Source organism: Tateyamaria sp. ANG-S1, assembly GCF_000814025.1.
GTDB lineage: Bacteria > Pseudomonadota > Alphaproteobacteria > Rhodobacterales > Rhodobacteraceae > Tateyamaria.
This window is the reverse complement of the sequence record NZ_JWLL01000003.1, coordinates 323,749-336,734: the sequence shown is the minus strand read 5'-3', so window position 1 is coordinate 336,734 and position 12,986 is coordinate 323,749. Positions and strand designations below refer to the sequence as shown.

The 12,986-nt window shown below is 62.5% G+C and carries 10 protein-coding genes; 4 read left to right on the top strand and 6 right to left on the bottom strand.

What is annotated here, in order from left to right; genetic code table 11:
• Nucleotides 1-44 precede the first annotated feature (44 nt).
• Nucleotides 45-1,061 (top strand): hypothetical protein, encoded by a 1,017-nt coding sequence (locus RA29_RS03505; RefSeq protein ID WP_039682952.1) that lies wholly within the window; start codon nt 45-47, stop codon nt 1,059-1,061.
• A 3-nt stretch (nt 1,062-1,064) separates the two neighbouring features.
• On the opposite strand, the gene RA29_RS03500 is transcribed toward RA29_RS03505, so the two are convergent.
• The 5 genes from RA29_RS03500 to RA29_RS03480 form a co-directional block, all read right to left on the bottom strand.
• On the bottom strand, nt 1,065-2,414 hold the full coding sequence (locus RA29_RS03500) for an SPOR domain-containing protein (protein ID WP_082029417.1): 1,350 nt from the start codon (nt 2,412-2,414) through the stop codon (nt 1,065-1,067).
• Between the two features lie 68 nt (nt 2,415-2,482).
• Nucleotides 2,483-3,115 (bottom strand): uracil phosphoribosyltransferase, encoded by a 633-nt coding sequence (gene upp / locus RA29_RS03495; protein ID WP_039682950.1) that lies wholly within the window; start codon nt 3,113-3,115, stop codon nt 2,483-2,485.
• Nucleotides 3,116-3,259: 144 nt separating this feature from the next.
• A complete protein-coding gene (locus tag RA29_RS03490; protein WP_039682948.1) occupies nt 3,260-4,429 on the bottom strand; it encodes a phosphopentomutase in 1,170 nt (389 codons plus the stop codon).
• A complete protein-coding gene (locus RA29_RS03485) occupies nt 4,429-5,736 on the bottom strand; it encodes a thymidine phosphorylase (protein WP_039682946.1) in 1,308 nt (435 codons plus the stop codon). The genes RA29_RS03490 and RA29_RS03485 overlap by 1 nt, the downstream gene beginning before the upstream one ends.
• Nucleotides 5,733-6,131, bottom strand: a complete 399-nt coding sequence (locus RA29_RS03480) for a cytidine deaminase (protein ID WP_039682944.1) — start codon at nt 6,129-6,131, stop codon at nt 5,733-5,735. Before RA29_RS03480 ends, RA29_RS03485 begins: the two co-directional genes overlap by 4 nt.
• Before the next feature lie 204 nt (nt 6,132-6,335).
• Between RA29_RS03480 and RA29_RS03475 the strand changes: the two genes are divergently transcribed.
• The 3 genes from RA29_RS03475 (at nt 6,336) to RA29_RS03465 (ending at nt 11,192) form a co-directional block, all read left to right on the top strand.
• On the top strand, nt 6,336-8,609 hold the full coding sequence (locus tag RA29_RS03475) for an NADP-dependent malic enzyme (protein ID WP_039682942.1): 2,274 nt from the start codon (nt 6,336-6,338) through the stop codon (nt 8,607-8,609).
• A 140-nt stretch (nt 8,610-8,749) separates the two neighbouring features.
• On the top strand, nt 8,750-9,013 hold the full coding sequence (locus tag RA29_RS03470; protein ID WP_039682940.1) for a hypothetical protein: 264 nt from the start codon (nt 8,750-8,752) through the stop codon (nt 9,011-9,013).
• Between the two features lie 289 nt (nt 9,014-9,302).
• Nucleotides 9,303-11,192, top strand: a complete 1,890-nt coding sequence (locus RA29_RS03465; protein ID WP_039682938.1) for a propionyl-CoA synthetase — start codon at nt 9,303-9,305, stop codon at nt 11,190-11,192.
• Between the two features lie 5 nt (nt 11,193-11,197).
• On the opposite strand, the gene RA29_RS03460 is transcribed toward RA29_RS03465, so the two are convergent.
• Nucleotides 11,198-12,748: a DUF427 domain-containing protein gene (locus RA29_RS03460; RefSeq protein WP_039683904.1), complete on the bottom strand. Its 1,551-nt coding sequence runs from the start codon at nt 12,746-12,748 to the stop codon at nt 11,198-11,200.
• Nucleotides 12,749-12,986 lie beyond the last annotated feature (238 nt).

The window sequence follows — 12,986 nt, the reverse complement described above, 5'->3', positions numbered from 1 at the left end:
AGCCCACTCAAGAGGCAGAAAACAAAGCCCGCAGACCAACAGGAATGACCGCACTCAGCAAATACGACAGGCTCGAAGCAACGGGCCTTTGGCGCGCATCCTCTGATGCCCAACGGCGTGAGGTGATTGTATCCGTGGGCGATGCAACGCTGGTTATCTCGGACTTGAACGACCGGGCAATCACCCATTGGTCACTGGCGGCCGTCGAAAAGGGGGAAACCCCGGTCAAGGGCGGCGCGGCGTTCCACCCAGATGGCGACCCGGATGAAGTGCTTGAGCTTGGTCCTGATGAAACTGCAATGATCGATGCGATCAATACATTGCGCCGCGCCGTTGCGCGCACGCGCCCGAAACCGGGCCGTCTTCGGTGGCTGGGGGCCGCCATCTCGATCTCTGCGGTTGCTGCGCTGGCGGTCTTCTGGTTGCCCGGCGCGCTGGTAGATCATGCCATGCGTGTCGTGCCTCCGGTCAAAGAGGCCGAGATCGGGACCGCGCTTCTGGCACATATCGAAAGGATGTCCGGCCAGCCCTGCGGCAGCATGGAGGCGCGCGCAGGCCTTGTTGCCCTCGCCGGACGAACAGGAGCGGCCCGCGTTGTCATCCTGCCCGGAGGTGTGCGCGAGGCGCTGTCACTGCCGGGCGGCACGGTGTTGCTGAACCGCGCGCTTGTCGAAGACCACGAAGAGCCTGATGTGGCCGCGGGCTACATCCTGGTCGAGCAGGTACGCAGCGGTGGAAAGCCGCCCCTGAGAAAGCTCCTGGAACATGCAGGCCCGCGCGCGACGGGAACGCTTCTGACGACCGGTTTCCTGCCGTCTCAGGTGCTGGAGCGCTATGCGGAAGATCAGCTTTCGAGCGTCGCCGCTGACCTGCCTGTGGATACACTCATTCCAGCCTTCGCAGCCGCGGGCATCCGAAGCACGCCCTACGCCCGCGCGCGCGACATTTCGGGCGAGGCGACCTTGCCGCTGATCGAAGCCGACCCAATGGCAGGCAACTCACCGACGCCAATCATGGCCGACCGCGATTGGCTGCAACTTCAGGCCATTTGCGAAAGCTGACGCTTACTTGCGCACAAACGCATCTGAAAATCCGACAGCACGGCTGCGCTGCAACCCGCGCGACAGGTCAGAGGACGAAGCGAACGGTCCCGCCAGCACCACCTGATACGACTTGCCCCCGCGCGTGATCCGCCCGATGCGCGCAGGCAGGCCTGCCTGCGCGATGCGCTGTGCGGCGGCTTGAGCATTTGCGGGCACACCGAATGTCCCGACTTGCACGTAACGGCCTTGCGTCGTGGCTTCGGGCGTGGTGCGTGCAGGCGCTTTCACAACCGGTGCCGGGGCTGACCGTGTTGAGACAACGGGCACCCGCGCTTCAGCCGATGGCTTGCGCTGTACGCGCTTCATCAGCTGCCCATTCCTGCGCACCAAGGTCACGGTGCCCAGTCGCCGTTCTTGCGTGGCGATGTCGGTGTAGGGATAGACCAGCGGTACGGTTGCGGTCACGTCGCGTCCTGTGATGCGGTCGATCAGGCGGCGCGGTACGGTTCGCGTCCACACCAGTCGCGTCTGCGCGATCCCGTTCAGCGACTGCTCGGCACGGTGCGGGTTCAACCGGTCATCCTTCCACACCGGGACATACCCCTCGGGCACGCGGGCCGGTCTTTTCAGCGTCCGACCCTCGTAAACATGGCGCGGCACGACCCGTGTCTCAGGACCAACAGCGGCTGAAGACGACTGAACAGACGTCCCTTGAACCGGGGCACCGGCTTGCGGTCCACAGCGCACCGGGCCGTACTGGCCCGAGTTGATGTAGCGCGAACTCACAGCCGAACCGCCTTGGCAGGAGGGGGCCGCCTGCTGCGCCGTTACAGTGCGCGTAGGCGCGGTCCTCGGCGTCACTTGCACGACCGTTGTCTGCGCTGGCGCTGCGGGTGGTGCGACCCGGCGCACCACTGGTGCCGGTGTTGCCTGGGTGGGACGCCGCACGATGACGCGGGGCGTAGGTTGCGGCGCAGGCGTTGCAGTCGCAACAGGGCGTGTCGGCGCTGGCGCGGCGTCAGCCGTAGCGGCCGGACGCGCCGAAGGGGCGATCGTGATCTGTTCAGGCACACCGCGTGTCGTCTGGGTCGGTGTCGCGCGCGCAGCAGCTGCCGCGTTCGCCGACAGGCTGGGTGTCTGGCCACAAATCAACTGCCGCTGGCGATTGACACGCGGCACCCAGGTGACATTGCCGTCAATCCCGGCCCGGATGAACACGCAGCCATTGCTGTCGATATATTGCGTTCCGGTGAACGAGGCAGGCGGAAACTCTGCCGGTGTCTGCGCATTCCGCAAGGACTGCGCCTCACCCATACCCACGGTCAGTGACGCAGCAAGCGCAGCCAAAGCTGCAATTCTGGTAAAATTCATTATATCCCCCACAAGATATGGGAGGCACGATGCCCGAACCCCGACGCTGAGTAAAGCGGCGATGACCGCTATTTGGTGCCAAACATCCGATCACCCGCATCGCCAAGGCCCGGTACGATGTAGCCGATGTCGTTCAACTGGTCGTCAACGGCTGCGGTCACGATAGGCACGTCTGGATGGGCTTCCTTCATCCGGGCGATTCCCTCAGGCGCGGCCAGCAGGCACAAAAAACGAATGTTGGTCGCGCCAGCCTCCTTCAGCTTGTCGATGGCCGCTGCCGACGAGTTACCGGTGGCCAGCATCGGATCAACAGCGATCACCAAACGATCCTCCAGCGCTTCGGGCACCTTGAAATAATACTCCACCGGCTGAAGCGTCTCCTCATCCCGATACAGCCCGACAAAGCCAACGCGCGCCGAAGGGATCAACTCCAGCACCCCGTCCAACAGCCCGTTGCCTGCCCGCAGGATCGAGATCAGCGCCAGCTTCTTCCCATCAAGCGTGGGCGCATCCATCGCCTGCATTGGCGTTTCGATCCGTTTCGTGGTCATCGGCAACCCGCGTGTCACCTCATAGGCAAGAAGTTGTGAAATCTCGCGCAAAAGCTGTCGGAACACCGCTGTCGGCGTCGCCTTGTCTCGCATGATGGTCAGCTTGTGTTGCACAAGCGGGTGGTCGACGACAGTCAGGTGATCGGACATGGGGCAGCTCCTCGGTGATACCTCCTTCTGCCCGGCCCGGACCCTATCGACAATACCCATTTCTTCTGGCCGGAAATACCTCTGGGCTTGGGGCAGCGCCCCAACGCGCGTCAGCGCCAAGAAATCGTTTGCGCCTTTAGGCGCTCATTTTGGTGATACCCCGAGATGGCGCGCGACCAGATGGGCGACATCCTGAAACCCCATCAGACCCAGCGGACCTTGACCACCGCCTTGCACCAGCACCGGCACCCGCTCGCGAGTGTGGTCGGTACCGACCCAAGTGGGGTCATTGCCATGATCGGCTGTCAGAACCAGCAAATCGCTCTCACGCAAACGCGGCAAGATTCGTCCGATCTGCGCATCGAACCATTCCAGATGACGGGCATAACCCGACACATCCCGACGGTGACCATATAGGCTGTCGAACTCCACGAAATTGGCAAATGTCAGGCTGCCGTCAGCGGTATCATCCACGAGGTCGGACAGATGATGCATCAGTTCAACGTCGGCCCCTTTGCGCACCTCGTCAAAGCCCTGCATGGAAAAGATGTCGCCCACCTTGCCTACGCCGTAAACGCGGCGCCCCGCATCCTGCACCCAGTTCGTCAGGATCGGCGCGGGCGGGGTGATGGCAAAATCGCGGCGATTGACGGTGCGTTCAAACGCACCTTCTGACCCGACAAAGGGGCGCGCGATCACGCGACCGACGCGCATCTCATGCAGCACCGGGGCCACGGCACGGCAAATGTCCAGCAAACGCTCCAGCCCGAAATGCGCTTCATGCGCCGCGATCTGAAATACGCTGTCGGCAGAGGTGTAGCAGATGGGCCGGCCGGTCCGCACATGCTCCGCGCCAAGCTCTGCAATGATCGTGGTGCCCGAAGCGTGACAATTCCCAAGTATGCCATCCGTTCCCGCGGCGCTGCACACGGCATCGACCACAGCGTCGGGAAAGGCCGGTGTGGCGTCCGGAAAGTAGTGCCAATCCCATGGCACGGGCACGCCTGCCAGTTCCCAATGACCCGAGGGCGTATCCTTGCCTCGGGACACCTCCGTTGCGGCACCCCATGGACCCTGTTTTCCGTCCCGATCATGTGCAAGCGCCATGGCCTCGAACAGACCAAGCTGTTCCAGATGCGGCACCGCCAAGGGCCCGCTGCGCCCCTGTTCGGCCCGACCTGCGGCACAGGCGTCGGCAATGTGACCCACGGTGTTCGCGCCCGTGTCCGGCACGTCGCCATTGAAATAGTCGCCCGCATCAGGGGCCCCGCCAATGCCCACCGAATCCATGACGACAAGAAACGCGCGCGCCATCAGCCGATCCGTTCCGCAATCAGGTCTGGCGCAGGCTTGGGTTGCGGTCCCATTCGGATCGCCGCCCGCACAGCGGCCTCCGCACGGTCCGCATCAGCAAAGCGGGCCGCATGGATCACGCAAAGCGGCTGGCCCTTGGCGACCTTGGTGCCCAAGCGTGCCACATCCGACAGGCCGACAGCGGGGTTGATCACATCGCTTTCCACTTTGCGTCCGCCACCCATATCGACAACGGCCAAGCCAAGAGCCTCACCGTCGATGGCAGTGACATATCCGGAGGACGGCGCGACAATCTCAAGAATGACAGTCGCTTCGGGCAAAAAGCGCGACCAATTCTCGACAAACTGCATCGGTCCACCCATCGCCGCGATCATGGTGCCGAACCGCTCTGCCGCGCGCCCATCCGCGATGGCGCCTACGATGGCGTCGGCACCGCTTTGCACGTCCTTGGCCAGCCCGCCATTCGACAACAGGATGCCACCCAGCGCGGCACAAATCTCGACCAGCGGCCCTTGCGCCGAACCGGTCAGGACGCGCATGACTTCCGCCACCTCAAGCGCATTGCCAAGGGCAGGGGCCAAGGGCTGCGACATGTCAGTGATCAGAGCCGTGGTCTTGCATCCAGCAGCATTGGCGGTCTTGACCAGCGCGTCGGCCAGATCGCGGGCATCCTGTGCGTCTTTCATAAAGGCGCCAGAGCCGACCTTGACGTCCAGCACCAAGCCATCCAGCCCGGCGGCCAGCTTCTTTGACAGGATGGAGGCGGTGATCAGATCCATACTCTCGACCGTCGCCGTAACATCACGGATCGCATAAAGCCGCTTGTCCGCAGGCGCGACCGTGGCCGTTGCACCAACGATAGCGCATCCAGCCCGGGCCATCACATCCCGCAGCCTGCGGTCGCTCAGTTGTGTCGACACACCCGGAATGGCATCGAGCTTGTCCAGCGTCCCGCCGGTATGCCCCAGCCCGCGGCCCGAAATCATCGGGACATAGGCACCGCAGGCGGCAAGGGCAGGGGCAAGCACAAGGCTCACGCAGTCGCCGACCCCGCCGGTCGAATGCTTGTCCAGCACAGGGCCATCCAACTGCCAATCCAGCACCTGACCACTGTCGCGCATGGCGATGGTTAGGGCTACGCGCCCCACATCGCCCAGACCGTTCAAACATACGGCCATGGCAAAGGCACCGGCCTGCGCATCGCTGACGGACCCATCGGCCAGCCCTTGGGCAAACCACGCCAATTCGTCCCGCGATGGCGTCTGACGCTGGCGCAGCTTGGCGATAATCGATCGCGCGTCGCTCATGCGTCACCGTCCATATGTGCGGCTCCAAACGCGCCGGGCAAGAGCTCGGCCAGGGTCATCACCTGCTCGACACCACCAGTTGTGGCCATGGTGACCCGAACATCACCTGCACCGAATTCAGCCAGCTTCTGACGGCACCCACCGCACGGTGTCACTGGCATGGGGCTGCCTGCGACGACGTAGGCCTCGGTAATCCGGTTCTGTCCTGCGGCGACCATGGCTGCAATGGCTCCGGCTTCTGCACATGTACCTTCGGGATATGCTACGTTTTCAACATTGCAGCCGACAAACACGGTGCCATCCTCGGCCCGCAACGCCGCGCCCACCTTGAAATTCGAATAGGGCGCATGCGCATTTTCCCGCACCTTCAGCGCCGCCGCTTTCAGCTCGTCCATTGATACCCTCATTTCCGGACCCCGACCCTAGCCAAAGGGCGCCAGCTTGACCACTCAATAAAACCGCGATCCTGGTCAGACATGTTGCACGGTCTCTGGCCGTCTGCACGTGCGCGAGCCGGGTGTGTGACCAAACGTCAATTGGCGCGCCATTGAAAATAGTTTAACGCTAAACCAAATTTGAATGGCTCAAGGGGGGAATCCATGTCCGACACACCGAACTTGCGGGACGCAGCGCTCGCTTACCACGAATTCCCCAAGCCCGGAAAACTCGAAATCCGGGCAACTAAGCCGATGGCAAACGGGCGTGACTTGGCGCGTGCCTACTCCCCCGGCGTGGCCGAAGCCTGCATAGAGATAAAAGATGATCCGTCCAATGCCGCCCGCTACACCGCGCGCGGCAACCTTGTGGCGGTGGTCTCGAATGGTTCAGCCGTCCTCGGCCTCGGCAATATCGGCGCGCTCGCCTCCAAGCCGGTGATGGAGGGCAAGGCGGTGCTCTTCAAGAAATTCGCCTCCATCGACTGCTTCGACATCGAGGTGAATGAAAGCGATCCGGAAAAACTGGCCGACATCGTCTGCGCACTCGAACCTACCTTTGGCGCCATCAACCTTGAAGATATCAAAGCACCGGACTGTTTTATCGTCGAAAAACTGTGCCGCGAGCGCATGAACATCCCCGTCTTCCACGACGACCAGCATGGCACGGCCATCGTTGTCGGGGCTGCGGCCAAGAACGCACTGCACGTCGCCGGAAAGCAGTTCGAAGACATCAAGATTGTGTCTACGGGCGGCGGCGCAGCGGGCATTGCCTGCCTCAACATGCTGCTCAAACTTGGGGTCAAACGGGAAAACATCTGGCTCTGCGACATCCATGGCCTCGTCTACGAAGGCCGGACAGAGGACATGAACCCGGCCAAGGCCGCTTTTGCCCAAGCCACGGACAAACGTACGCTCGATGACGTGATCGACGGCGCGGACCTCTTCCTCGGCCTCTCCGGTCCCGGTGTTCTGAAGCCGGATCATGTGGCCAAGATGAACAAGCAGCCCATCATCTTCGCCCTTGCCAACCCGACCCCTGAAATCCTGCCAGATGATGCGCGCAGTGTCGCCCCCGATGCCATCATCGCCACGGGACGCAGCGACTTCCCAAACCAGGTCAACAACGTTTTGTGCTTTCCCTTCATCTTCCGTGGCGCGCTCGACGTCGGTGCGACAACGATCAACGATGAAATGCAACTCGCGTGCATCGACGGTATCGCAGCCCTGGCACGCGCCACCACCAGTGCCGAGGCTGCCGCCGCCTATCAGGGGGAGCAACTGACCTTCGGCCCCGAGTACCTGATCCCAAAACCCTTTGATCCGCGCCTTGTGGGCGTCGTCAGTTCCGCCGTGGCCAAGGCCGCGATGGAGACAAGCGTGGCACAGCGTCCCATCGCGGACCTCGATGCTTACAAGACGTCCCTCGACGGTTCTGTCTTCAAGTCGGCGCTCCTCATGCGTCCGGTTTTCGAGGCCGCGCGGGCCAAGGCGCGCCGCATCGTCTTTGCCGAAGGCGAGGACGAGCGGGTGCTGCGTGCAGCCCAAGCCATGGTCGAGGAAACCACCGAACGGCCCATACTGATCGGACGGCCCGAGGTGATCGAGGCGCGCATCGCGCGGGCCGGACTGACGATCAAGCTGGGTGACAGTGTCGATCTCGTGAACCCCGAAAATGATCCACGTTACCGCGACTACTGGGGCACCTATCACGACCTGATGTCCCGCCGCGGCGGAACACCCGATATTGCGCGCGCGATCATGCGGACCAACACCACGGCTATTGGTGCCGTCATGGTGCACCGGGACGAGGCCGACAGCCTGATCTGCGGCACGTTCGGCGAGTTCAGGTGGCATCTGAATTATGTCACGCAAGTCCTTGGTAGAGATAGCTATAATCCCGTCGGTGCGCTGAGTATGATGATCCTGGAAGATGGGCCTCTCTTTGTTGCGGACACGCAGGTTCACCTGCATCCGGATCCCAACCAGATTGCCGAGATCGCAGTGGGCGCTGCCCGCCACGTGCGCCGTTTCGGGATCGAACCCAAGATCGCCTTCTGCTCGCAAAGCCAGTTCGGCAACCAGGGCAACGGGTCGGGCAATCGCCTGCGCGAGGCGATCCGGATGCTGGACGCTCAAGGCCATGACTTCTGCTATGAGGGCGAGATGAACATCGACACTGCCCTTGATCCCGAACTGCGCGACCGCCTGTTTCCTGGTAACCGGATGGAAGGGGCCGCCAACGTGCTGGTCTTCGCCCATGCCGATGCGGCATCGGGCGTGCGCAACATTCTGAAGATGAAGGGCGGCGGACTGGAAGTGGGTCCGATCCTCATGGGCATGGGCAACCGCGCCCATATCGTATCACCCTCAATCACGGCCCGCGGGCTTTTGAACATGTCCGCCGTCGCGGGCACGCCAGTCGCACACTATGGCTGATCGGCCACGATGATCGTCGGGGGCTCTGCCCCCGGCCTGCGGCCTCCCCCGGGATTTTTTGAAACAGGGAAGAGGGTGGCGTGAACCCCGCACTGGTGCGCCTATATGGGAGTAATACCGTCATAGGAGCCCGACGCGCCATGAAGTCCCTATCCCTTTTTTCCATCTGCCTGCTTGGTCTTGCCGCCTGTAGCGAAACCGTGTCCGAGACAACCGGCACCTTCACCGCCCGTGGCGAGACGTACCCGACCATCACCCGACAATTTCAGCGTGCCGATGGCAGCACCTATTCGCGTATGACCATTCAGGTCGGAGCCGAGCGCGTGAGCTGTATTCCGGGCAACCGCGCAGATTGCGAAACCGCGCTGATCGACACCTACAACCGCGACCGCAGCAATTTTTAGGGCAGGGATCAGGATGATCCGGATCACTGCGGTACCTTTCTGGCCTCTGTCGCTTATCAGGTGCACTGGGCCGGGCTCCGAATAGGCCATGTCATGCGTGCAATACAGGAACGGCCATGGCTGTCCCAAACGTACCGTCCACTGTTCGGCTGCGGGCGTCTGGACAGCAATGACTGACAAATTGTCCCTGCCAACGTGATATTCTGCCACTGTTGGCGCTCACGGCTCTTGCCCCTCCTGCCTGTCGCCGCGTAACCCTGCGCAGGATTATGACGGAGGAGTACGGGCCATGGGCTATCGCGCGGAATATGACAGCTGGAAAGCCGATCCAGAAGGGTGGTGGATGCAGGCGGCTCAGGCCATCGACTGGATCAAACCCCCGACCAAGGCGCTGAGCCAGCGGGGCGAGCATCTTTATGAATGGTTCGCAGAGACGGAAGTGAACACCTGCTGGAATGCGGTGGACAGGCACGTGGAAGCCGGGCGCGGCGACCAGACGGCGATTATCTACGACAGCCCCATCACCGGCGCGAAGTCCAAGACCTCCTATGCTGAGCTGCAAGGGCAGGTGGCATCGCTTGCCGGTGCACTGACGGCCCAAGGCGTGGCGATGGGCGACCGGGTCATCATCTACATGCCCATGGTGCCCGAAGCGCTGGTTGCCATGCTGGCCTGTGCGCGCATCGGTGCCATCCACTCGGTCGTGTTCGGTGGCTTTGCGGCCAACGAGCTTGCCGTGCGCATCGACGACTGCACGCCCAAGGCGATCATCGCGGCCTCCTGCGGTCTCGAACCGGGGCGGACGGTTGAATACAAGCCGCTCCTCGACGGCGCCATCGACCTCGCGGATCACACACCCGATGTGTGCCTGATCCTGCAACGCGATCAGTGCCCCTGCGATCTCGGCCCCCGCGACGTGGACTGGCACGAAGCGCAGCAAGGCGTCACACCTGCCGACTGTGTGCCAGTTGCAGGCAACCACCCGGCTTACATCCTCTACACCTCCGGCACGACCGGTGCGCCGAAAGGCGTCGTTCGGGCCACGGCCGGTCACCTCGTGGCCCTCAACTGGACCATGAAAAACATCTACCAGATGAACCCCGGTGAAGTGTTCTGGGCCGCCTCCGATGTGGGCTGGGTCGTGGGCCATTCCTACATCTGCTACGCGCCGCTGATCCACGGCAACACCACAATCGTGTTCGAGGGCAAGCCGGTCGGCACTCCCGACGCAGGCACCTTCTGGCGTGTGATCGAAGAACACGACGTCAAATCCTTCTTCACCGCGCCCACCGCTATCCGTGCGGTCAAGCGCGAGGACCCCAAAGGCGAATACCGCGCCAAATACGACCTGTCGGGCCTGCGCGCGCTCTACCTTGCCGGTGAACGTGCCGACCCCGACACGATCGAATGGGCGGGCGAGCTTCTGGGCGTGCCGGTCTACGACCACTGGTGGCAGACCGAAACCGGCTACACCATTGCGGGCAATCCTGCGGGGCTCGAAGCGCTGCCGGTGAAAATCGGGTCCCCCACGGTCGCCATGCCCGGATACGACGTGCAGATCCTCGACGATGCTGGCCACCCCGTCGCGCCCGGCGAGCTTGGCGCCATCGCGGTCAAACTGCCGCTGCCCCCCGGCACGCTGCCCACGCTGTGGAATGCCGAGGAACGCTTCATTAAATCCTACCTCAACACCTTCCCCGGCTATTACGAGACCGGCGATGCGGGCATGATGGACGAAGACGGCTACCTCTACATCATGGCGCGCACCGATGACGTCATCAACGTGGCAGGCCACCGGCTGTCGACCGGTGCGATGGAGGAAGTGCTGGCAGGCCACCCGGACGTCGCCGAATGCGCGGTGATCGGGGTCAGCGACCAACTCAAGGGGCAAAGCCCCGTGGGCCTTCTCTGCCTGACCTCCGGCGTGGACCGCGCCCATGATGAGATCGTCACGGAATGCGTCAAACGGGTACGCGACCAGATCGGCCCTGTTGCGGCCTTCAAACAGGCGGTCGTTGTGGACCGTCTGCCCAAGACACGCTCGGGTAAAATCCTGCGCGGCACGGTCGTGAAAATCGCGGACAACGAAGCGTACAAGATGCCCGCCACCATCGACGATCCGGCCATCCTGGACGAGATCAAGGATGCGCTGCAGACCATCGGGTACGCCAAGGGCTAGGCGGATCAAGATCCGCCTTGCGAGGCGTCGCCAAACACATGCACGGGCGCACTCAGCCCGCGCAACTCCACAGGGCCCAGATCGGCAAGCCCGGTCTGGCCCGCCGCCACCTCATCGGTGACCATGATCGCGCGATCATGGCCTTTGCCCGCATCGCACAGCCGCGCAGCCACGTTTGCAGCCAACCCAATGACGGTAAAGTCCAAACGCGTGCTCGACCCGATATTGCCATAGGTCACGCTGCCAAAGGCGATACCGATGGCGCAGGCGGTCTGGGCCGTCACGGCGTCGCCCGCCACCTGATCCACAATGGCCCGCGCCGCATCCAAGGCCGCTGCGCAGGCCGCCGCCGCATCCTCACCCGCCGGGAACACCGCCAGCACCGCGTCGCCAATGAACTTCAACACCTCGCCCCCGCGCTGATCCACGATGGTCGAAGTGATCTCAAGAAACGCATTCAACAGCGCGATGTATTCATCGCGCGGCAATTCCTGCTCCAAGCGGGTCGAGCCGCGCAGATCACAGAACATGATCGCCGCATCAATCTCGTCCCCATCCCCGCGCCGGATCTCTCCGCCCAGCACCCGCGCACCGGATCGCTTGCCCACGTAAGTCTCAAGCAGTGCCTGCGCATTCTCGCGCTGCATGAACACCTCGTAATACCGGCTGATGACGGTCGCACACTCAAAGACCAGCCCAAGGTTCTCGGTCGTGAACCCATCCGGATGGTCCGACGTCAGCGTCAGCACATTTGTTCGCCCATCGGAAAAGGGTAGGGGCATCGCGACATAGTCCGTCGCACCCTCGGCCCGCAGATCGTCCATGATGGGAAAGCGCGATGCCTCGTCGGTATCCGCCAAGCGCTGCCGCACCCCGCCCAAGCAGTTCGACACATGCTGAAGCGGGCTGTTCACAAAGCCCGGAAACTGGTGGATGTCGTAGGAGGGGCTGAAGGTCCGCACCTCGTCCGTATCCGCCCGCCAGATGTAGTTCTTGCCCGCAATCATCGGATGCAGCGACCAGATCAGGATCGACATGCGCGACACGGCAATCCCGTTCTCGCGCATCTTGGTGGCCACGGTACGGGTAAAGGTCTCGGGGTCGGGCAATGTGCCCGCCTCGCGCATCAACCAATCGACCAGCGGCCCTGTGATGCTCGGATCACTACCCGTCCGGAACTCATTCTCGCCCAGATCAACTCGGGTCGCAGCACTGGGCATGAAACCGACATAGCCCTGTATCCCCTTGCTCTCGGGTAGGGCCGAGACATAGCTCCACACACCGTTCTCAATGGTGCCGGTGTCCAACAGCACATCATGATAGCTTGCGGTTCCCTTGAACGGGCAAAAGGTTTGAAGGTCCGTCTTCGGCCCCATTGGCACGCAGATATCCTCGCGCGGCACGTAGATCGCAACAGGCAGCCGGGTCTCGTACATGGCCCGCGCACGGGTCGTCTCGGCCAACAGGATGTCATTGTGAAAGATACGCACCGGATGCGGCAATGGCACCACGTCAATACGGTAGCCCGGCGGGGCAGGGGCGTCATCAAGGCTCATCATCGATCCCTTTCTGCACCCATCCTACATGGGCGTATGCACAGGGACTACCAAGAGCGTTTGGTGCATACCCGCCAACCGAAGGCCCTTGGCCGTCAGCATGTTAATTTTTCATGGAAATTCGGTAAGCGAACCGTGCGATGCCTCAAAGTATTGAATTAACATATAAATCACAAAACGGCTAAGATCGGGCAAAGCCTCAGAACGCCTTGTCCCCGCGGGGACAAATCCCGCGGGG

Excerpts from the sequence above, each read along its gene's own strand:
- RA29_RS03480 (WP_039682944.1), bottom strand. The coding sequence starts at position 6,131 with ATGGACGAGCTGAAAGCGGCGGCGCTGAAGGTGCGGGAAAATGCGCAT.
- RA29_RS03470 (WP_039682940.1), top strand. The coding sequence starts at position 8,750 with ATGAAGTCCCTATCCCTTTTTTCCATCTGCCTGCTTGGTCTTGCCGCC.
- RA29_RS03465 (WP_039682938.1), top strand. The coding sequence starts at position 9,303 with ATGGGCTATCGCGCGGAATATGACAGCTGGAAAGCCGATCCAGAAGGG.
- RA29_RS03475 (WP_039682942.1), top strand. The coding sequence starts at position 6,336 with ATGTCCGACACACCGAACTTGCGGGACGCAGCGCTCGCTTACCACGAA.
- RA29_RS03505 (WP_039682952.1), top strand. The coding sequence starts at position 45 with ATGACCGCACTCAGCAAATACGACAGGCTCGAAGCAACGGGCCTTTGG.
- RA29_RS03500 (WP_082029417.1), bottom strand. The coding sequence starts at position 2,414 with ATGAATTTTACCAGAATTGCAGCTTTGGCTGCGCTTGCTGCGTCACTG.
- RA29_RS03490 (WP_039682948.1), bottom strand. The coding sequence starts at position 4,429 with ATGGCGCGCGCGTTTCTTGTCGTCATGGATTCGGTGGGCATTGGCGGG.
- upp (WP_039682950.1), bottom strand. The coding sequence starts at position 3,115 with ATGTCCGATCACCTGACTGTCGTCGACCACCCGCTTGTGCAACACAAG.
- RA29_RS03485 (WP_039682946.1), bottom strand. The coding sequence starts at position 5,736 with ATGAGCGACGCGCGATCGATTATCGCCAAGCTGCGCCAGCGTCAGACG.
- RA29_RS03460 (WP_039683904.1), bottom strand. The coding sequence starts at position 12,748 with ATGAGCCTTGATGACGCCCCTGCCCCGCCGGGCTACCGTATTGACGTG.